Raw genomic sequence first — 22,028 nt, 5'->3', positions numbered from 1 at the left:
CAACACTACCTGTTTCTTGATAATGAAACCATAATGAACGAACAAAATGATAGGAAACACTAAAGCGTTTAGCAATTTCAGGTTTACTTTGCTTGCCTTCTTTTATGGCATCAATAACTCTTTTAAATAGCCCCTCTTTATTTTAAGAATCAGCTAATAAATCCGTGATCTTAATCGCGGTTTCTAATGCCCTTCGCCCCTCATGACCTGAAACTAAAGGGTTTGTACCTGTTTGAATACAGTCTATAAAATGTTTAATTTCTTCTAATAAAGCATCGCCGCCTTCAAAAACCGATTCTTCGGTTTCGATCTCAGGAATACCAGGAAACATTTCTTTTTTACCCGTACGATGTTTGGTGAGAATCTTATTTTGAAAATCAACGGAAATATAAGAACAGGGCCGAAACATTCGCATTTTACGTTCCGTTTTCAAACTAATACGACTTGCCGTAACATTCGCAACACAGCCATTTTTAAAGGTTAACCGTGCATTGGCAATATCAGTTCCTTGAGTTAAAACCGCAGTTCCACTCGCATCAATCCGTTCAATCTCACTATCAACTAACGCTAGAATAATATCTATATCATGAATCATTAAATCCAGTACGACGCTAACATCATTAGCTCGCGGATTAAAGGGCGATAAACGATGTGACTCAATAAAAAGAGGATTGTCATCACTTTTATTTAATCCCAAGATTGCAGGATTAAAACGTTCTAAATGACCGACTTGTAAAATCAGTTTTTTTTCATGTGCAATGGCAATCAGTTCGTCGGCTTCTTTTAGGGTAACCGTGATCGGCTTTTCAACTAAAACATGCACCCCCGCGTTTAAAAAATCTTTTGAGACGAGATGATGTAAACTCGTAGGAACAACAATACTAACGGCATCCACTTTGGATGATAATGTTTTATAATCTGTTAAGGCGGCTACGTTATATTTTTGAGCCATTTCATCGGCAATCGTAGGGTCAATATCGACAACCGCTACTAATTCGCAATCAGGATGATTCGCATATTTTTCAGCGTGAAATTTTCCAAGATAACCGGTCCCGATTACTGCACATTTAAGTTTTTTCATGTAAATTTAAGTTGATTAAAGAGAAAAGAATTTTAACGGATGTTTTATCTAGTGTGCTAATTGAGAGGCCCAGGTTTACCAATAAGATAGCCTTGCGCATATTCAATCCCAAATTCTTTTAAAATATCTAAAATGGCTTCATTTTCAACAAACTCAGCAATCACTTTTTTCCCCAGTGCTTGTGACACTTCGGTTAACGCTTTTACAAAAATTCTATCTTCATTATTTTTATCAACTTGACGAATAAAGACACCGTCTATTTTGACGTAATCGGCAGGTAAATATTTCAGATAATAAAAGGACGAAAAGCCGACACCAAAGTCATCCAAGGCAAAGGCACACCCCAGTTTTTTTATTTTTTGAATCAAGGATTGTGCCGCTAAAAAATTAGAAACTGCTGACGTTTCTGTAATTTCAAAGATAATATTTTTTGCATCAACATCGTGGTAATTTAACTCATCACTAATCGTTTCAAAAATTGACGTATCATTAAACGATGCCCCCGATAAGTTAATTGACATTTTATAATGTTTGCCACATCGTTTCAGTTCCGTATGTTTTTTAATCGCCATTTTTATGACCCAACGATCAATTTTTTCGATAATCCCTAAGTTTTCAGCAACGCCAATAAACTCATCAGGCATCACCAGTGTTCCCTCTTCAGAGTGCATACGAATCAAGCACTCATAATGGGTTATGACATTGGTTTTAATATTTAAAATAGGTTGATAAAATAAAACAAAATGATCATGAATTAATGCCTGTTCAATGCATTCGCGCCAATAATGATTTTGAGTCAATAAGGTATGATATTTAAGGGTGGGTGAATAAATATGATATTGTCCCCCGCCTTGTTCTTTAGCTCGATACATGGCTAAATCGGCATAGGTTAATAATTCATCTTTATTTTTTCCGTGAGTAGGATAGAGGGCAATTCCCGTACTTACGCTGACTTTATAAAGCTTGCCTTTGAGTTGATATTCTAATTGTGAAAGTGCACGATTAATTTTAGCTGCTATAATTTCAACACTAAAAGTATCATGGGTCTGCATAATAATACTAAATTCATCGCCCCCAATTCTAAAAAGGGCATCGGTATTATGCAACAGCTTCTTTAATTGCTTGGTCACTTGTATTAATAAGCGATCCCCTTGGGCATGATTACTATTTTCATTGATAATTTTAAACTGGTCTAAATCAAGATAAAACAAGGCGACTAAAAAACCATAGCGTTTTGCTGAATCAATTTGATTTTCCAAATCACTATGAAATATTTTCCTATTTTTTAAACCTGTCAAAGGATCTTCAGTGGCCATTTTAACCATTTCGGTTTCGACACGTTTACGCTCACTAATATTAATCCCTAACGTTAGAATTAATTTATCCGTGTTTTTACTTTTACCTTTAATTAATGAATGAACCCATGCAATATGGCAATTACCTTGGCTGGTTAATAAAATACCATCTATTTCAAAAATATCTAATAAATTACCTTGCTTTAATTGATTGATTTTTCTTAAATGTTCATTTTCTAATTTTGGAATAAAACTCGAAAAGTTTTTACCGATAATCGCATTTTTTTCAATTTCCAACGCATTAATACCTGCCTTGTTAACTGAAATAACCTCTCCGTCAAGATCTTGTAAAATAATGATAATGGGAGCAACTTCAATTAGTTGTTGAATAAAGTCACGTTCTAAAGCCAGTTCTTCAGATTTAATTAATAACTCATGCGTATTTTTTTTTACTTGTATTTCTAATGTTTCTAGCTTATCTGAAACATTTAACGCCATATTATTAAGTAAATCTAACTCATCGTTAACCAGTAATATTTTAGGTTGAAAGGCTATTTTTTGTTTAAATTTATTATATTTTTGATTAGCCAATAATGGTAATGCGGTGGATAAGTTTTTGATTCGTTTTAAAAACTTTTTAATAACGATTAATAAAATAATAAGGGCAATTAAAAAATTAGCCAGTCCAAAAACAACTATTTTATTCAAATTAGATTTTAATAATTTTAAATCCTGACTAATATCAACCATCACCATAAAAAAAGCAATTTGATTCGTGGTGTTTTTTTGAATAGGAAATATTTTTATTTCATAAGAATTATTATTAAGCATCACTATATTTTGTCGTGATAACAGCTCTGAACGTGAATATTGTTGCCTTGCTAAAGCAAAAATTGATTTAGAATTAGGATTTGTCATCCCTGCAAAATTAACTTCTAGCGCAAGGTCAGTAAAACTGGTATCCGTGACTAAAATAGCAATATCGGAATAGGTGACTTTTTTATAATTAATAATAATATCAGCAAATGATCGCGCGACACTTAAAGCCCCGACGAGTTCACCTTTAACTAAAATAGGAACAATCGCTATTTGATAACATTTTTTTCTACATTCAATTTGATACGTTGGGGCTTCAGATTTAAGCGTCGTTATAATATTTTTTTGGTTAGGGGTAATACCTAGTGATTCCCAGCGTTTAATAACCCGTCCCTGTCGGTCAAAAAAAATGGCATTTTCAATATTGCCTAATAGTAACCACCCCCCTAAATTTTTATCAATAAATTCAATTACATTATCAATCGATTGGAGTTGATTTCCAATTAAAAATAACTCAATAGATTTATTGAGGTTAACAAAAAAAATTTCAGTTAACGTATGTGCGCTAGTGATATGATTAATCGCTATTTTTTCGCGTGAGGATTCAAAATTTTCAAAGGTATCAATATATAAACGATAACTAAATAAACTTAAAAAAATTAAAAAAACACTGCCGAAAATAAGAGAAAATTGCCATTTCAAGCTTAAAAAAAATCGTTTTTTAACCATTGCTATCCCTCTGATTTAGGCTATTAAGTGAATGATTTACAAATGCTAGGTATGTGTTTTTATGTGTTTTAAATCAGGCTTAACCGTCTGCCCTTCGACAAGCTCAGGACGAACGGTTAAGGCTCGCTTCGTAGTATCCCGTCTTGTTAGTAGCCACTTTATTATTCCTAAAATTTAAATGATTATTGGGTATCCTTTATTTATCTCAAAAGTAGTTTACACTATATTTTTAAAAACAGAGTGTGGAGTAAAATAGCTTTATCTATTTTCGTGACTCGCCAACAGCTAAAGCTATTGGACTCCGATTTAAACGGTAAACCAAACAATAAAGGATGCTGATTATTGTAAGGCAAAAAAACAACGTTGGCATTTAACTTACGCTCTACGTTTTGAGTCTAAAGCTTAACAATGGACATTTAATTGAATGGATGTTTAATCATTTTAGCGATTACTGTGGCTTGTTCAAAAGAAAGTGTAAACTATTTTTGGAGTTTTGTGAGAAGTACCCCCATGATTTTAAATTAAAATTATTCCAATGGGCCTGCTATCACTAATAAAATGGATCGTTGCTACCGATAAAATAAATCGGCTACCAATCTAAGACGGGACACTATGGAGCAAGGTTTAAGCGGTTCATACTTCGACAGGTTCAGTACGAATAGCTTAACCTCAACTTGCCCTGTCTTAAGTTGGTAGCCAATAAGTCTATTGATAGTTAAGTCGACGAATATTTTTATGTGTTTTATTTTCGTCAATGTAACCAATAGCATAAGGCGTTACGGCAATGGCTTTTAACATTTGAGCTAAGGAGGCAACTTCAATGGGGGCTTTCCCCGTTCCTGACTGAACTAATCTATTCCAAAAACTACGTAATTGATGGGGAAATAGGGCTAATTTATTTTTTGTAAACGCTTGGTGACTGGGGTGATTATCGGCGAGAACAAAGACTTTAATTATTTTTCCATTGGCCCATTGTGTTGTTCGCATCATGAAAATAGCACGAACGTCATTTAAAGAGTAAGATTTTGCAGGGACACTGTTGTTAACCACAACGTCTACCGCATAACTCGTTGAGGGAATTACCAATAAAAAAATAAAACTGAGACACACCACCCGTAGAACAAAAAAAAATTTTGTTGTCAACAAAAGCAATGAGTCGCGATTATTACCTTGTTTTAAATCACAAAAGTCGGGGTATTTCATTAGACTTAGTCGTTTGTAATCAAATAATGTTAAATAACAGTGTGTGTCGGTTTTAATAGTGAGACTAATCAAGCTTAACCCAACGTAAACGATTAGCATTACTAACCACTGTAAAGGATGACATTGCCATAGCAGCCCCCGCAATCATAGGGTTAAGTAATACACCAAATAAGGGGTAAAACAGACCTGCGGCAACAGGGATACTTAAGGTATTATAGAAAAAAGCTCCGATTAGATTTTGTTTAATATTGGTGACCGTGACCTTTGATAATTGCATCGCTTCGGCGACTCTTAATAAAGAACCTTGTAAAATAACAATGTCTGCACTTTCTATAGCCACATCGGTGCCTGTACCGATCGCAAAACCGACATCTGCTTGTGCAAGGGCAGGGGCATCATTAATACCATCGCCTACCATCCCTACTTTTTCGCCTTGCTGTTGCAATTTTTTTATAATAGCTGCTTTATCGGCAGGTAATACTTGTGCACGAATATCTGTAATGCCGACCTGTTTAGCAACGGCTTTTGCTGTAATTTCATGATCACCTGATACCATCACACAGTGTACACCCAATTTTTTAAGTTGTTCAATAGCTTGCCTTGAGTCTTGTTTTATTGGGTCAACTACACTAATAATAGCGGCTATTTTTTGGTCAATCGCTAATAACATCGGGGTTTGACCTAATGCGGCTAATTTTTCAAGCTTTTGAATATAACGATTATACTTAATTCCCTTGGTATTCATCATGGAAATATTACCGAATACAATGACTCGTCCTTCAATTTCACCACTAATACCCTGTCCTATACTCGCTTTAAATGCCGTAACCCGTTGAAGATTAAGTTGTTGCATTTTTGCTTTTGCTAAAATAGCGGTTGCCAATGGATGCTCTGATCCTGATTCAATGCTCGCTGCGAGTTGCAGTGCGGTCTCTTTATTCGTATTTCCAAACGTTTCGATATGACTAACGCTCGGTTTTCCTTCGGTAACGGTGCCTGTTTTATCCAAAACAAGAGTCGTTATTTTTCCCGCTGTTTGTAGCGCATCCCCTTGACGAATTAGAATGCCTAGCTGGGCGGCACGACCTACGGACACCATGATAGAAATGGGCGTGGCTAAACCTAAAGCGCAGGGACATGCAATTACCAATACGGTCATTGAGGTGACAAACGCATACGCTAATGCAGATTCATCGGCAATAATAATCCAAAGAAAAAAGGTTATGACGGAAATGGCAACGACAATGGGGACAAAAACACTGGAAATTTTATCCGCTAATTTTGCAATTTCGGGTTTATTTGATTGGGCTTGACGAACACTTTGAATAATTTGAGCCAGCGCGGTATCACGGCCTATTCGTGTCGCTTTAAATAAAAAACTGCCTTGCTGATTTATCGTACCAGCAACCACTTTTTCACCTATAATTTTTTCAACAGGAATAGGTTCCCCCGTAAGCATGGACTCATCAACGGTCGAATGACCTTCAAAAACATCCCCATCAACGGCAATCTTTTCGCCTGGACGAACCCTTAAAATTTCACCTAACCCAACGGTTTCAATGGCAACATCTTGTTCAATACCCTCGCGAATTACGCGGGCTGTTCGCGGTTGCAAGCCTATTAATTGACGTATTGCCCCTGAAGTTTTACCTCGAGCGCGTGTTTCTAACCCTGCCCCTAAATTAATAAACGCTAAAATAATTACCGAGGCTTCAAAGTACGCATGGGTTGATAAGGAAGGGAATGACTGATAATAGTCCAAGACCACACAGGAATAAATCCATGCAGAGCCTGTTCCTAAAGCAATCAGGGTATCCATATTCGCTTGTTTAAGTTTTAATGCTTTGAGCGCACCCCGATAAATATGTTCTCCTGAATAAACCAAAACGCCAAGGGTGATAAGGGCTATTTGAGGCCAGAACCATTGACCTACCGTTGAGCCTATTTCAGGTAGAGCCTCAAAATAACCTAATAACATCAAAGGAACCCCAAAAGCGGCGGCGACTCCTGCTTTTTTCATTAAGTGCTGGTAATGTTGTAATTCTTGCTGTTCTTGTTGTTGAGGATCTTCAAAACCCTCCATAACAGCGGCCTCATAGCCTGCCTCTTTAACCGCTTTAATTAATTGACTCGCCTCTGCTGAACCGCTAACAAGTGCGGAATGATCGGCAAAATTTACACTAACCGTCACGACACCCTCAAGGGCTGATAATGCGCTCTCTACAGAGCCTACACAACCTGCACAGCTCATACCTAGAATAGATAACCTGAGTTCATTAGTCGTCGTGTTTGATTTTTTTTGTATACTCATCTAGGGTATCGCCTACGTTGTGAGGGAAGAAAACCGTCTTTGTAAAGGATTAACGCGTCGTTTTATAAAAAATTAACCCCCGTTATTTGCTCTATAGCTTAAGGAATGCGAATTTAATAATACTCGAAACTTTGTAACACGTAATATTATTGCTTGCGTGGAATGGTTTTAACTCACGCTACACTGAGTACATTTTGGAAATTATTAAGTTGTCATGCCTAAATTAAAGTTTGAACTTAGCAGGGCTAACTTAAAATATGCGGTTAATTTTTAAATACCCAAAAAATGGATTCTAGGTCGTTAAGCTTTAAAATCACCGCTTATTTACCATTACAATAGCATGACCTTATAACCCGCTTCAGTAATAACCTCAATAATTACCTCATTATTTATTTTTTCAGGGTCAAACTCAATTTTAATTTCATTATTCTTATGAGAGGCAATCACATCAATAATGCCGTCAACCGCGTCTAGTTTAGTTTTGGCATTGGTTTCACAACCTCCACATTTCATGCCAGTAACCGTTAATGTTATTAATTTGGACATTTTCTCTCCTCTTAAATTTTACAAAACAAGATGATACTCAACCTATAATTGGGTATTATGGTACAAAAGGACACCCTCGTTAATTAAGGGTGGGCTTTTTATAATAAACACTTTACCTTAACGACTCTATAGAAAACAATGATTTTAAGATTATTTTTTACCAGTTTACTCATTCTGTGCAGTTTTAATTTGTTTGCCACTGAACTGGGGCAATTAACCCCTCAACAATTAGAAACCCTTCAACAGCAACAAAACCCACTTGTTATTGATATTCGTACTCAAAAAGAATGGGCGCAAACGGGCATCATTCCTAAGAGTCATCCCTTACAATTTTTTGATGAACAGGGTCATTTTAATGAGGAACAATGGTTGGAAAATTTAAAAAAACTTCAAGAAAAGAGTGATCAACCTATTGTTTTAGTGTGTAACTCAGGGAATCGTTCCAGTAAAGTCGGTGAGTTACTAACCCAAAAACTAGGCATGAAAAATATTTATCATCTTTCTAAGGGATTTCGACATTGGCTAAAATCGAGTCATCCCGTGGTTGAAAACTGTCATCTTACTAAAACCTGTTAAACCCATGTCAACAAATCGAACATTTACCAATCAAACCATTGCATTAGCAGGTATTGCGCAATCCGTGTCACTGGTTCAACAATTAGCGACCACAGGAAAAGCGGATACCAATGCGTTGGAAGTGAGTATGAATAGTTTATTAAAAGTTAATTCTGATTCCGTACTCGATGTCTTTGGGGGACTTTCTGAAATTAAGTTTGGATTAACTCAACTTCAACAACAAATCACAGGCTATGATATAAAAAATCGAGAGCAAGCACGTTATGCGGCTTCTTTGGTTTTTTTAGAGCGGCAAGTCATTAAAAAGCCCGATATGTTGAAAAAAATTCAGCAAGGTATCGCACGGGTTCAACTTCAATCAGAACACTTTGAGGTGACTCATGAAAATATTTTAGCCAGCTTAGGTGATATTTATAGCAATACTATTAGCACCATTGAACCACGCATTATGGTTAATGGCGATGAGCAATTTTTACAACACGCTTATGTGGTTAACAAAATTAGAGCCTTACTCTTAGCAGGCATTCGTTCCGCACTTTTATGGCGGCAATGCGGTGGCAGTCGTTGGAAATTTATCTTTTATCGAGGTAAATTACAGCAAGAAGTTAAATTTTTATTGACGAAGGTTTAAGGGAGTAATGTCGGAATTAGTTCAGGTCATCGGACTTCATCGTTATTTTTCTAAACGATGTGTTATCAAAAATTTAAGTTTTAATTTAAAAAAAGGCCAAGTATTAGGTTTTTTAGGCATCAATGGCGCGGGGAAAACCACCACATTATGCATGTTGTCAGGCAACCTCGCCCCCCATGCAGGTCATATAAAAATTAACGGCTTTGATATACTGAAACAGCCACTGCACGCTAAAGAAAATTTAGGCTATTTACCCGAAATTGCGCCGTTATATAAAGAGTTAACCGTTTACGAATTTTTATATTATTGCGCTCAATTACACCGCATATCAAAGCCTTTTATTGATAAAGCCATTCAGAAAACTCAAGAACGCTGTGGTTTAACCGCTGTTTCAAAGCGATTAATTATGAATCTTTCTAAAGGGTATCAGCAACGTATCGGTATTGCTCACGCTATTTTACATAACCCAGACGTGATTATACTTGATGAACCGATGGTGGGATTAGATCCGATTCAAATTAAAGAAATCAGACAGTTAATTAAAGAACTCGGCCAAGAACATGGCGTTATATTATCCAGTCATATTTTGTCAGAAGTACAAGAATCCTGTACGGATGTTCAAATTATTCATCAGGGTGAATTAGTTTTAAAAGAAACCGTCGCCGATCTTAACCAACAAATGACGGATGCGAGTGTTAAATTAACCACTCGGAAAACAGTTGAAATCGTAAACTTTAAACCCATTAAGGGGGTTACAGCGGTTGAATCCTTAGGAAATAATCAGTATTTAATTCATCACAAACGCGATGACCGCCTAATAGAAAATTTGACTGAATTCATTATAGCGGGGGGATGGGGGCTGGAAGAAATTACGCCGATAAAACGTTCACTCGAAGATGTTTTTCTGACGCTAACGAAAAAATAAGTAAGCCGTTCAACTAGATTCGTTCATTGATCGCTGTAAAAAACGAGTTCTCTCTTGCCTAGATCATGACGGTTAACTAAAAAAAGGTCGGAAAAACCGACCTTTTCTATGAACAGTAAGACAGGGCTAATATCGCCCCTTCCATTCGTTTTTTATTTTAATAAGTTTTGCAATAAACCATTTAATTTATGAACAAATTCAGTTGGATTTTCCAATTGTCCACCCTCACTTAAAATCGCTTGGTCAAACAAAATCTGAGTAATATCCGCGAAACGCTCATCATCTTGCTCATCTTTAATATTAACCACAAGCGCGTGGGTTGGATTGATTTCAAAAATAGGTTTCGACCCGCCCATTCCCATCATGCTTAAATCTTGCCCTGCGTCCTTCATGATACGTTCCATGTTTAAACTCATATCATTCGTGCCGGTCACTAAACAAGCAGGGGAATCCGTCAAACGATGGCTTAAACGTACATCACTCACTTTATCGCCTAAAACCTCTTTAATCTGTTTTAAAACGGATTCAAAATCTTTAGTCGCATCTTCTTGTTCTTTTTTTTCTTCTTCACTGTCTAATTTATCTAAATCCAATTCACCTTTTGTGATGGACTGTAACTGTTTTCCTTCAAATTCAGTGAGATTAGAAAGCAACCACTCATCAACCCGATCAGACATTAATAACACTTCAATGCCTTTTTTACGGAAAATTTCTAAATGAGGACTATTTTTAGCCGCCGCATGGGAATCTGCGGTTACATAATAAATAGGCTCCTGCTCTTCTTTCATTCGACCTATATAATTAGCTAATGAGACATTCTGAGCCTCTGCATCGCTATGTGTTGAAGAAAAACGTAATAACTTAGCAATTTTGTCTCTATTTTTTTGATCTTCAATCACGCCTTCTTTAATGACGTTACCGAACTCTTTCCAGAAACCTGAATATTTTTCATGATCTTCATCATTAGCTAGCGTATTTAATAACGCTAAAACTTTTTTAACCGCGCCGCCTTTTATCGTACTGATTTTTTTACTTTGTTGTAAAATTTCACGCGAAACATTTAAAGGCAACGAATCGGTATCAATAATACCGCGAATAAAACGCAAATAACGGGGCATTAATTGTTCAGCATCATCGGTAATAAAGACTTTACGAACATAAAGTTTTACCCCATGTTTTGCATCTCTATCCCACATATCAAAAGGGGCATGACTAGGAATATAAAGCAATAAGCTGTATTGGGTATTGCCTTCAACTTGGCTATGAATATGAGCTAAAGGCTCTTGATAGTCATGACCGACATGCTTATAAAATTCGCTATACTCTTCATCAGAAATATCGTCTTTAGAACGCATCCATAACGCAGAAGCACTGTTAATCACTTCATCTTCGATACGCGCAGCTGCGGTTTCCTTACCTTCTTCATCCGTTTCAGCAGGAATTTCTTTATCCATAATAATCGGTAAAGAAATATGATCAGAGAATTTTTTAACAATCGTTTGTAAACGATAAGCGTCTAAAAATTCATCTTCAGCTTCTTTCAAATGTAAGACAATTTCGGTTCCACGCGTCGCTTTTTCAACCGACTCTAACGTATAATCACCTTCACCCGCTGATTCCCAACAAACCGCTTCTTCAGAGGAGGCCCCAGCTTTACGGGTGGTTAAGGTGACTTTATCGGCCACAATAAAAGAAGAATAAAAACCCACGCCAAATTGACCGATTAATTCACTGTCTTTTGCTTGATCGCCTGTTAATGCGTCAAAGAACTGTTTGGTTCCTGATTTTGCAATCGTACCAATGTGTTCTTGCACTTCGTCACGTGTCATACCGATACCGTTATCGGCAATCGTAATGGTCTTGGCTTCTTTATCAAACGCAATGCGAATATTTAAATCACTATCGCCATCATAAAGGCCGTCATTCGATAAGGCTTCAAAACGTAACTTATCTGCCGCATCCGAGGCATTAGACACCAACTCGCGTAAGAATATTTCCTTGTTGCTGTACAAGGAATGAATCATTAAATGTAATAAATGTTTAACTTCGGTTTGAAAGCCTAAAGTTTCTTTTTTTGCTTCAACAGTCATTTTTTCTCTTTCTTTACGATGATTAAAATTATAGCTACATCAATGGGGATGGGATTTCATTTTTCAATGAATAAAGTATTATAAATTTTTGCTAGGCATGAAAAAATAGCGACTAAATTAAGAGGGAATAAGTTGAGGTTAATCCGTTCGTGCTGAGCTTGTCAAAGAATGAATGGCTTAAGTTGGTAACCGAAAAAATCAATATATTCAGCAAATAAACGCAATCAATACAAAATAATAGAATTGCACAATTAACCCGCGTAGAATGCTCTTTTTAAAAACAAAAAAACGAGTTGACTCCACAGCCCTTAATTAATTTAGACACACCCTAAATTATACTTGCGACATAACGCTAACTAATCACCTAAAATGAAAAAATTACTATTAGCCTTGACCTTAAGCTTATTTTCCCTCTCAACGTTTGCCTTAACCCCCGAAGAACAAGGATTACAAATTGCTCAAGAAGTTGATAAACGTGATACGGGCTTTGGTGACTCACGCGCTCGATTGGAAATGGTTCTAAAAAATCGTAGCGGCGATGAAAGTCGGCGTTCGTTAGAATTAAAAACCTTAGAAATTAACGGCGATGGGGATAAAAGTTTAACCATTTTTGATACGCCCCGCGATGTAAAAGGCACGGCCTTTTTGAGTTTCACCCATGCGCTAACGCCTGACGATCAATGGCTTTATTTACCCGCTTTAAAACGGGTTAAACGTATTTCATCCTCTAATAAATCAGGGGCATTTTTAGGAAGTGAGTATTCATTTGAAGATTTAACCTCCTTTGAAATTGCGCGTTACAGCTATCGTTATTTAAAAGATGAAATGATTGATGGGATTGATTGTTTTGTAATTGAACTCAAACCTCAGTATGAATATTCTGGCTATACTCGCTTAGTTAGTTGGATTGATAAAACACGTTACATCCCGATTAAAGGTGAGTTTTATGATCGTAAAAATGCATTATTAAAGACCCAAGACTTTAAAGAATATAAACGCTATCTGGATAAATATTGGCGTGCGGCTATTCAAACAATGACCAATCAACAAAATGGAAAAAGTACGCAGTTATTATGGGAAGATTATGAATTTGGAATCGGTTTTACCGAGAGAGATTTTGATAAAAATACCTTAAAGCGTTCCAGATAACAACAGGGTATTATTAACAGCTCTAAAAAAACAATCCAAGGCTAACCGAGTCTTTAGTTGGCCTTGAGTTGATTAGCCCATGAAAATATGGCGTGAATAATTCAGCTTATTTAGACCATGTATCGCGTAATGAAACCGTCCGATTAAACACGAGTTTTTCCGCACGACTGTCTTTATCAACACAAAAATACGCACACCGTTCAAATTGATAGTGATTTTCAATTTGTGTATTTTCTAAGCTTGCTTCAACACGAACGTCCGTTAAAACAGTTAATGAATCAGGGTTTAAGGTTTCTAAAAAGTGAGCCTGTGCTTCTGGATTGGCCTCGGTAAATAAGGTGTCATAAAGGCGTATTTCCGCAGGAAGGGAGTGGGCTTCAGAAACCCAATGAATCACACCTTTAACTTTACGTCCTTCAGGTTTTTTACCTAACGTTTTTTCATCATAACGACAGCGTAATTCAACAACCTTTCCATCATCATCGGTGATTACTTGTTCACATTTAATAATATATGACCCTCGTAACCGGACTTCGCCCCCTTCAATCAGTCGTTTAAATTTAGCAGGCGGTTCTAACGCAAAATCGTCTTGTTCAATTAAAATCACCTTAGAAAAAGCGACCTCACGCGTTCCCAATTCCTCTTTTTGAGGGTGATTTTTAACGGTTAATGATTCTACTTGATTGTCAGGATAATTCTCAATCACAAGACGTAACGGATTCAATACCGCCATTGCTCGAGGGGCATTCTCATTAAGATCATCCCGAATACAACTTTCTAAGACCGCAAGTTCGATCCAAGCATCTTTTTTGGTAATTCCAATGCGTTCACAAAAATCAAGAATAGAGGCCGCAGTAAAGCCACGACGACGTAACCCAGCGATGGTGGGCATTCGTGGGTCATCCCAGCCCGTAACATGGTTATCAACCACTAATTGAGCTAATTTCCGTTTACTCATCACCGTATAGTCCAATTGCAAACGTGCAAATTCAATTTGTTGGGGATGGCAATTGGTTTGCACTTTTTCCAATATCCAATCATACAAAGGACGATGATCTTCAAATTCTAAGGTACATAACGAATGGGTAATGCCTTCAATCGCATCCGAAATACAATGAGTATAATCATACATCGGGTATAAACACCAGTGACTGCCCGTGCGATGATGGTCGGTGCGCCGAATTCGATATAAAGCGGGATCACGCAGATTGATATTAGGGGAGGCCATATCAATTTTAGCGCGTAACACATACGCGCCATCAGCAAATTCACCTTCACGCATTTTTTTAAATAAGGCTAAATTTTCCGCAATAGGACGACTTCGATCGGGACTTTCCTTCCCAACTTCGGTTAACGTGCCTCGGTAGGTTCTAATTTGATCCGCCGATAAACTATCAACATAAGCAAATCCATCTTCGATTAACTGTACGGCATAGTTATAAAGTTGTTCAAAATAATCCGAAGAATGGTATTCTGCTGTCCATTTAAATCCCAACCATTGGACATCTTTTTCAATGGCCTGTATAAATTCAATGCTTTCTTTTTCAGGATTGGTATCATCAAAGCGTAAATTACAACTTCCCTGATTTTCCTGCGCAATACCAAAATTTAGACAAATAGATTTCGCATGGCCAATATGTAAAAAACCATTAGGTTCAGGCGGAAATCGAGTGGCAACGCGACCCTTATGTTTATTACTGGCTAAATCATCCGCAATAATTTGGCGAATAAAATTTGAAGATGGCGTGTTTTCTGTCGTGGACATAGGATTATGAACTCCCCTTAAGGTAAAAAAATGAGTGTTAAAAATGGGGGAGGTTAACGTAATAAAAGAGGGGCTACGTTTTAACTTTTACCCATGTTACCTAATTAATTGTTTAATTATTTTTTGAATGCTTCCTTGATTTTGCTTTAAAAAACCATCCGCATTATTAATTAGTTGTTGTTTAAATTCTGGGTTTTGATAAAGCATTAAAACCGCGTTTATGAGTTCAGAACGATCGTTACATTGTAGCCCTGCCTTTGCCGCTAGAATCCCTGTTTCTATTGCTTTAAAATGGCGCATAAATCCTCCAAACATCACAGGAATACCGATTGCAATCGGTTCAAGTACATTATGTCCGCCCAACGTTTTAAATAAACTGCCCCCTACAAAGGCAATATCGGCGGCGGCATACAGCATTTTTAACTCGCCCATCGTATCAGCCAGATAAACCGCTGTATTTTTATGACAGATCGCCCGTTCACTGCGCCGTACTAAGGATAAATTTTCAGTCTTAGCTATCGCGGCAACCTCATCAAATCGTTCGGGATGCCTAGGGACAATGAGGAGTAATAAGTGAGGGATTTGTTGCTTAAGTTCAGAATACAGTTTAAAAAAAACCTGTTCTTCCAGCTTATGAGTGCTGGCAATAATCCAGACAAAACGATTTGCAAATAGAGTTGTTTTTAAAGAAGTTCCTTGTTTAATGAGTGCGTCCGTTATTTGAATATCGAACTTAATATTTCCCATTGTTTGTACGTTCAAGGTCTGACTTGAAATCGCTTGAAAACGTTCTTTATCCGTGTCTGTTTGTGTCGCAATCAAGGTAATAGCCGATAACGCAGGCTCTATGAGGGTCGAAACTTTTTGATAGCCTCGGCAGGAGCGTTCTGATAATCGGGCATTAATAATAAATAAAGGAATTTTTTGTTTTGCGGTTAATGTAAACAGATTTGGCCAAATTTCTGTTTCCATAATAATCGCTTTTTGGGGTTTAAAATGATTTAAAAACCGTTTAATCACATCAGGAAGATCATAGGGTAAATAGACATGCTCAACGGTATTCCCCATCACCGCTTTTACACGTGCAGACCCTGTGGGTGTTGTCGTCGTAATAAGGATAGGACATTTAGGTTGATCCAGCATGAATTGCTTAATCAGTGGAAAAACAGCTTCCGCTTCACCAACTGAAACTGCATGAAACCAGGCTACATTACGTTTAGATTTTTGCGAATAAAACCCTAAGCGTTCACGCCAGCGCAAACGGTAATCAGGGGCTTTATACCCTCGCCAATAAAGACGAAGTAAAATGAAAGGCGTTAGGCTATAAAAAAGGCAATTATAAATAACACGCATTAACGCTTTACGTATTTAACCATTCCATATACAGAGCAATCCCTTGTTCAACCGTTTTGAAATGATGATCGCAACCCGCTTCGCGTAATGCTTCAAGATTCGCCTCGGTAAAACTTTGATAACAGCCTTTTAAATGTTCAGGAAAAGGAATGTAGTCAATTTCACCCTGCTTATAATAATTAATGACCGCATTCGCCACGTCATTAAACGTTTGGCTACGACCTGTCCCGATGTTAAAAATACCTGAAAGATTCGGGTTGTCTAAAAACCATAAATTAATATCAATCACATCACCGACAAAAATAAAATCACGTCGCTGTTCGCCATTGCCATATCCATCACAGCCCTCAAAGAGGTAAACCTTACCCGATTCTTTAATTTGATTATTTAAATGGTAGGCAACGCTTGCCATGCTTCCTTTATGACCTTCTCTTGGCCCATACACATTAAAATAACGGAGTCCTACGACTTGTGAGTTAAATTTTCCTTTAAATCGACGGACATATTGATCAAATTGAAATTTTGAAAAACCATAAACATTAAGCGGGCTTTCAAACCGAGGATTTTCTTTGAAATTGGTATCCTTTCCATAAACCGCTGCTGAAGACGCGTAAACAAATGGAATTTCATGTTTTTGACAATAGTGCAGTAAAACTTTACTGTACTCATAGTTATTTTCCATCATATAACGCCCATCCCACTCAGTCGTGGTAGAGCAGGCACCCTGATGGAAAATAGCATCTATTTTTTCACTGCGAAAAAGACCTTCTTGCAGTTTTTTTAAAAAGACATCTCTATCAAGGTAATCAGAAATCTGACACCCTAATATATTTTTATACTTAACGCCTTTACTTAAGTCGTCTACAACTAAAATATCATCGTAACCCAGCTCATTTAGACCTAATACTAAATTACTACCAATAAATCCTGCGCCGCCAGTTACGATGATCATAGTCTGTTACTCTTCTGCGCTAATGTTGATTGAGAGTGTTATTACGACATCCGAATGTAATTGAATATCAATCCCATAGTCACCTGTATGGCGAATAACACCATCAGGTAAGCGCACTTCGTGTTTTTCAACCTTAGCGCCCGCCTCTGTGATCGCATCCGCAATATTTTGAGTGCCGACCGAACCGAATAACTTGCCTTCATCGCCTGCTTTATGAGCAATGGTGATTTCAAGTTTTTCTAATGCCGTTCCACGTACTTGTGCTGCGGCTAATTTTTCAGCGGCCACTTTTTCAAGCTCTGCACGACGCGATTCAAATTCAGCAATTTTTGTTGCAGTTGCAACTGTTGCTTTACCTTGTGGGATTAAATAGTTACGCCCATAACCTGATTTAATCGCAACCTTGTCACCAAGATTTCCTAGGTTTGTTACTTTTTCAAGAAGTATTACTTCCATCTTTTCACCTATGTAGTTCGACTTTTTGTCGAAGAATTGAATGCTTTATTAAGCATCCAGTTGATTTAGAGTAGTTTTTCGTAAGTTCAACCACGTATCAAGTAGTCCAATAATGGCAGCGGGTACCAGTGCATGAGGAATTAATACTATAGATACGTATAAAAAGGGGATCAGTATCTGTTTGCGCTTCATAATAGAAAACGTGCAATGTAAAACAACCGTTCCTAAAAATGCGTATAGCACAAAAAATATCACCATGATATTCCAGCAAATTTCCGCAGTAACACCTGATGAAAACCAAGCAACGCCTAACGTGATCAAGGTAATAAAAGCAAGATTTTTTTGACCTCTTAAGCCAATATACTCTCGCTTAAAACCACCAGGATTATAAAGGATTGCTTGCCATGCCCGTCCTAAAAACAAACCTGCTAACAAACCAAGAATATAAATTTGAGCCATAAGGCCTGTTAAGATGTAATGGAAAAAAACCGACAAGGAAGCCTGCATAACATCTTCGGGTAAATCGGGGTTACTTTTTATCACTAAAGGCTCAATAAACTCACTTAACTTGAGTTGCCAAGCATCCCCTAAATGAGGCTGATAAACATAAGCGGCTAAAATAGCAAGAATAGCCAATGAGACGACAATTTCTATGGCTAAAAATAAATGCCGCCCCTCTCTTAAAATAACCGCAATAACCCAAACAGGGGTCCATAAAAATAAGCTGTAAAAAAGCGTAAATTGATAATTACCCATCAATATTAAGCCTAATCCCCCTGCGGCTAAACACGCGAACATCAAAACATAGCCACCTTCTTTAGCACCCAATCTTAAGGTCACTAAAGCGATCATTGCTGAACTTACGATACTAATAGGGGGGAATTGAATGGATAATAGCGATAAAAAACAAGCCGTCATAATCGCTTGCATTTTTCCCCGCATAATATATGCTGCCAAAGCCCCCATACTATAAAACCTATGAATTATTTATGTGCGTCACAAAAAGGTAACAAGGCAATAAAACGCGCTTGTTTGATAGACGTTGATAACTTTCTTTGATACTTAGCCCCTGTTCCTGTGATGCGACTCGGGACAATTTTACCTGTTTCAGTAATGTATTCACTTAATAAATCTAAATCTTTATAATCAATCGCTTGCCCATCTGCTGAGCTAAAACGACATGATTTTTTACGTCTCATATTACGAGCCATGACAATCCTCTAATAATCTAATAAACTGTGATTACTCAGCGTCACTTGCTGAATCATCGCTTGCAGTCGCATTCGTTTCTTTAGCTTCGGCTGCTTCTTTCGCTTTTTTAGCCTCTTCTGCCGCTCTTACTTTTTCAGCGGCCATTTTACTTTCTTCGACTGCTGCCGCATTGGCGATAGGAGAAGGTTCCGTAATGGCCTCTTTTTTCAACAGCGTCATACTACGCAAAATAGCATCATTAAAACGAAAACCACTTTCAAGTTCGTCTAAAGTTACTTGATCACATTCAATATTCATTAGTACATAATGTGCTTTATGAATTTTATTAATGGGATAGGCAAGTTGTCTACGTCCCCAATCTTCAAAACGATGAATCGTACCATTATTCTCTTTAATAGTCGCTTTATAACGATCTACCATAGCGGAAACCTGAGAACTTTGGTCAGGATGCACTAAAAAGACAATTTCATAATGTCGCATGATTTCTCCTTGCGGGTTAAGCTTCCCACATTGTCTTATTATGCAGTGAAGCAAGGATGAGTAAAATACTCATAACTAATCATTATAATTTTTTTAGCCCTATTTGCAAAGAAAACCGCGTAATAATTAATATTATTAGCTATTTTAATTTTACTTATTGCTTTATAAGAGACATCTAAATACAATTAATATGAATGATTTTTTTAGCCAATAACGTAAAATAAAACGATCAAAAAGACACCTTATTTCAAGACATTATAAAAACGTAATGGGTCACGTTTTAAAAAAAAACACGGAACTCATGCGAGTTCTCCCGCCTCACTTTACGACTTTAACTTTTTATCTTTATGATTCATATTATCGCTTTACGTGAATTTAAAAATCAATTTTTATCGCCCCTAGCTTGGGTAGTTTTAGCGATATTACAATTTATTTTTGCTTATCTTTTTTTAACTCAGGTTGAAGCCTTTAACAGTTACCAAGTGCGCTTAACGGGGATAGACAATGCTCCTGGATTAACCGATGTCGTGGTGATGCCCTTGTTTTCTAATGCCGCTGTTATTTTACTTTTGGTGACTCCGTTATTAACGATGCGCCTCATTTGTGAAGAGCGACGTAATCACACATTTGCGCTCTTATTATCGGCTCCTTTACGTTCAACCGATATTATTTTAGGGAAGTATTTAAGTCTACTCAGTTTATTAATGACGCTCATTTTATTATTGATGCTAATGCCATTATCGTTGTTAGTGGGAGGAACTTTAGATTTTGGAAAGCTGTTCAGCAATTTTTTAGCCTTAAGTTTATTAGTTGCCGCCTTTAGTGCCGTTGGACTTTATATGTCAACTATTGCTTCTCACCCAACAATTGCCGCTATTAGTAGTTTTGGCTTGTTACTTTTATTATGGATGCTGGATATAAGCCGTAATATTCGTCAACATCACAGTGACTTGTTTGATTATTTGTCGTTACTTAACCATTTTCAATCCATGCAAACAGGGTTATTGAAAACGGTTGACGTGAGTTATTTTTTATTATTTATCAGTCTATTTATTATGCTCAGTATTCGTCATTTAGAAAAGGATAGGCTACAAAAATGAATAGGCTAAAAAGCGGACTGTTAACACTCGTTCTATTAGCACTCCTAAGTAGTGTGGCCTTGTTAACCCATCAGTATCAAGCTGAAATGGACGTGACGCTCAATGCACGCAACACCTTATCTGCCGCTAGTTTTAAATTATTAAAAACCTTAGACGAGCCGATTACGGTCACCGCTTATATTGCTTCGGGCTTACCTATACGGCAACAAATAGCCCAATTAATTAAACGGTATCAAAACTATAAAACAAACATTAGCTTATCCTTTATTGATCCTAAGCAAGATATTGAAGCCAGCAAGCGTTTAAATATTGGCTCACAAGGACTTATCGTCGTTACTTATAAACAGCGAATGGAAAAAATTGCTTTTTTAAATGAATCCAGTTTTACCAATGCCCTGCTGCAACTTTCGCAGGATAGCCAGCGATGGGTGAGTTTTTTAGCAGGACATGGAGAACGCGCCCCGAATGGGAAAGCTAATTTTGATTTTGGACGTTTTAGTCAAGAATTAGCGCGGCGACACATTAACGCGCAAACCTTAAATTTAGCACAGATGAGTAAGATTCCTGATAATACCGCTTTACTGGTACTAACGGCCCCTAGAGTGGCTTTACTTGCTGGTGAAATCACGCTTATTAAGGATTATATCGAGCAAGGGGGTAACCTATTAATTCTCACCGAGCCTGACAACCCTTATTTTGGTGCCTTTGAGCAACACCTAGGGGTTACTAAAGTGTCGGGCATTGTCGTTGATACAGGTTCTCGTCTTTATGGCATTGATGATCCTAGCTTTGTCTTAGTCAGTCGTTACAATCGCCATCCTGTGACCAAGGGAATGCAGAGTATGACCGTGTTCCCTGTCACCGCTGCCTTAACGATAACGAAAAAAACTGATTTTAGTGTCGAACCTATTTTAAAAACCATTGAACAAGCATGGACTGAACAGGATGAGATTAAGGGGGAAATTAAATTTGATAAAAACACCGAAGAAGTAACGGGAATTTTACCGATAGGCATGGCCTTAACGCGTAATTTAACGAAAGGAACGCAGCAACGGATTATTATAATCGGCGATGGTGATTTTTTATCGAATACCTTTTTAGGAAACGTAGGTAACTTAAACTTAGGGTTACGATTATTTAACTGGCTTATTCATGATGACCAATTTATTGATATTCCTGTTAAAATTGCTCACGATAAAAGCCTGCATTTAACGACATTATCCATTGCTCTGATGGGGTTTGGTTTTTTATTTGTAATCCCGCTCAGTTTAGTTGCGACAGGTTTTTTTATTTGGTATAAACGCAAGCACGCTTAAACAATAATATTGTATTCCCAACCCATTTTTTAAATTTTAGTG

19 protein-coding genes are annotated in these 22,028 nt (G+C 37.2%); 6 read left to right on the top strand and 13 right to left on the bottom strand.

The genetic code is table 11. The annotated features are described in order from the left end of the window. Nucleotides 1-142: 142 nt before the first annotated feature. From Q9M50_08820 to Q9M50_08800, 5 genes are all read right to left on the bottom strand, one after another. A complete protein-coding gene (locus tag Q9M50_08820; GenBank protein ID MDQ7090733.1) occupies nt 143-1,081 on the bottom strand; it encodes a Gfo/Idh/MocA family oxidoreductase in 939 nt (312 codons plus the stop codon). Nucleotides 1,082-1,137: 56 nt separating this feature from the next. Beyond that, complete coding sequence (locus Q9M50_08815; GenBank protein ID MDQ7090732.1) at nt 1,138-3,921, bottom strand: EAL domain-containing protein; 2,784 nt, start codon at nt 3,919-3,921, stop codon at nt 1,138-1,140. A gap of 705 nt (nt 3,922-4,626) precedes the next feature. Then, the gene (locus tag Q9M50_08810) at nt 4,627-5,124 is read right to left on the bottom strand and encodes a hypothetical protein (protein MDQ7090731.1); all 498 of its coding nucleotides are present in this window, start codon (nt 5,122-5,124) and stop codon (nt 4,627-4,629) included. Nucleotides 5,125-5,188: 64 nt separating this feature from the next. After that, nucleotides 5,189-7,435 (bottom strand): heavy metal translocating P-type ATPase, encoded by a 2,247-nt coding sequence (locus Q9M50_08805; protein MDQ7090730.1) that lies wholly within the window; start codon nt 7,433-7,435, stop codon nt 5,189-5,191. 330 nt (nt 7,436-7,765) lie between these two features. Beyond that, nucleotides 7,766-7,981: a heavy-metal-associated domain-containing protein gene (locus Q9M50_08800; GenBank protein MDQ7090729.1), complete on the bottom strand. Its 216-nt coding sequence runs from the start codon at nt 7,979-7,981 to the stop codon at nt 7,766-7,768. A gap of 138 nt (nt 7,982-8,119) precedes the next feature. On the opposite strand from Q9M50_08800, the gene Q9M50_08795 reads away from it, so the two are divergent. Genes Q9M50_08795 through Q9M50_08785 form a run of 3 tightly spaced genes read left to right on the top strand, consistent with a single transcriptional unit; the run spans nt 8,120 to nt 10,113 of the window. Next, nucleotides 8,120-8,557, top strand: a complete 438-nt coding sequence (locus tag Q9M50_08795) for a rhodanese-like domain-containing protein (GenBank protein MDQ7090728.1) — start codon at nt 8,120-8,122, stop codon at nt 8,555-8,557. Nucleotides 8,558-8,561: 4 nt separating this feature from the next. Next, complete coding sequence (gene hflD, locus Q9M50_08790) at nt 8,562-9,188, top strand: high frequency lysogenization protein HflD (protein ID MDQ7090727.1); 627 nt, start codon at nt 8,562-8,564, stop codon at nt 9,186-9,188. A gap of 7 nt (nt 9,189-9,195) precedes the next feature. After that, nucleotides 9,196-10,113, top strand: a complete 918-nt coding sequence (locus Q9M50_08785; protein ID MDQ7090726.1) for an ABC transporter ATP-binding protein — start codon at nt 9,196-9,198, stop codon at nt 10,111-10,113. Between the two features lie 152 nt (nt 10,114-10,265). Here Q9M50_08785 and htpG read toward each other — a convergent pair whose 3' ends face one another. Continuing rightward, nucleotides 10,266-12,203 carry a molecular chaperone HtpG gene (htpG, locus tag Q9M50_08780; protein ID MDQ7090725.1) on the bottom strand — a complete coding sequence of 646 codons (1,938 nt, stop codon included), beginning with the start codon at nt 12,201-12,203 and terminating at the stop codon, nt 10,266-10,268. A gap of 369 nt (nt 12,204-12,572) precedes the next feature. Between htpG and Q9M50_08775 the strand changes: the two genes are divergently transcribed. Beyond that, nucleotides 12,573-13,352, top strand: coding sequence for an outer membrane lipoprotein-sorting protein (locus Q9M50_08775; protein MDQ7090724.1), 780 nt, complete (start codon nt 12,573-12,575; stop codon nt 13,350-13,352). A 106-nt stretch (nt 13,353-13,458) separates the two neighbouring features. Here Q9M50_08775 and Q9M50_08770 read toward each other — a convergent pair whose 3' ends face one another. From Q9M50_08770 to rpsF, 7 genes are all read right to left on the bottom strand, one after another. Beyond that, nucleotides 13,459-15,117: a glutamine--tRNA ligase/YqeY domain fusion protein gene (locus tag Q9M50_08770; protein ID MDQ7090723.1), complete on the bottom strand. Its 1,659-nt coding sequence runs from the start codon at nt 15,115-15,117 to the stop codon at nt 13,459-13,461. Nucleotides 15,118-15,213: 96 nt separating this feature from the next. Further along, on the bottom strand, nt 15,214-16,470 hold the full coding sequence (waaA, locus tag Q9M50_08765) for a lipid IV(A) 3-deoxy-D-manno-octulosonic acid transferase (GenBank protein MDQ7090722.1): 1,257 nt from the start codon (nt 16,468-16,470) through the stop codon (nt 15,214-15,216). A gap of 7 nt (nt 16,471-16,477) precedes the next feature. Next, on the bottom strand, nt 16,478-17,422 hold the full coding sequence (gene rfaD / locus Q9M50_08760; protein ID MDQ7090721.1) for an ADP-glyceromanno-heptose 6-epimerase: 945 nt from the start codon (nt 17,420-17,422) through the stop codon (nt 16,478-16,480). A gap of 6 nt (nt 17,423-17,428) precedes the next feature. Then, nucleotides 17,429-17,878, bottom strand: a complete 450-nt coding sequence (gene rplI / locus Q9M50_08755) for a 50S ribosomal protein L9 (protein MDQ7090720.1) — start codon at nt 17,876-17,878, stop codon at nt 17,429-17,431. A gap of 48 nt (nt 17,879-17,926) precedes the next feature. Next, nucleotides 17,927-18,844 carry a hypothetical protein gene (locus tag Q9M50_08750; protein MDQ7090719.1) on the bottom strand — a complete coding sequence of 306 codons (918 nt, stop codon included), beginning with the start codon at nt 18,842-18,844 and terminating at the stop codon, nt 17,927-17,929. A 17-nt stretch (nt 18,845-18,861) separates the two neighbouring features. After that, the gene (gene rpsR / locus Q9M50_08745; GenBank protein ID MDQ7090718.1) at nt 18,862-19,089 is read right to left on the bottom strand and encodes a 30S ribosomal protein S18; all 228 of its coding nucleotides are present in this window, start codon (nt 19,087-19,089) and stop codon (nt 18,862-18,864) included. A gap of 31 nt (nt 19,090-19,120) precedes the next feature. Then, nucleotides 19,121-19,570, bottom strand: a complete 450-nt coding sequence (rpsF, locus tag Q9M50_08740) for a 30S ribosomal protein S6 (GenBank protein MDQ7090717.1) — start codon at nt 19,568-19,570, stop codon at nt 19,121-19,123. A gap of 347 nt (nt 19,571-19,917) precedes the next feature. Here rpsF and Q9M50_08735 point away from each other — a divergent pair, with 347 nt between their 5' ends. Together Q9M50_08735 and Q9M50_08730 are read left to right on the top strand one after the other, a co-directional pair. After that, nucleotides 19,918-20,670, top strand: a complete 753-nt coding sequence (locus Q9M50_08735) for an ABC transporter permease subunit (protein ID MDQ7090716.1) — start codon at nt 19,918-19,920, stop codon at nt 20,668-20,670. Then, complete coding sequence (locus tag Q9M50_08730) at nt 20,667-21,986, top strand: Gldg family protein (GenBank protein ID MDQ7090715.1); 1,320 nt, start codon at nt 20,667-20,669, stop codon at nt 21,984-21,986. Before Q9M50_08735 ends, Q9M50_08730 begins: the two co-directional genes overlap by 4 nt. Nucleotides 21,987-22,028: the final 42 nt, after the last annotated feature.

It is taken from the genome of Methylococcales bacterium (genome assembly GCA_030949405.1).
Taxonomy (GTDB): Bacteria; Pseudomonadota; Gammaproteobacteria; order Methylococcales; family Methylomonadaceae; genus WTBX01.
Note: the sequence above shows the minus strand (reverse complement) of the source record. Positions and strands in the feature narration are given on the sequence as shown.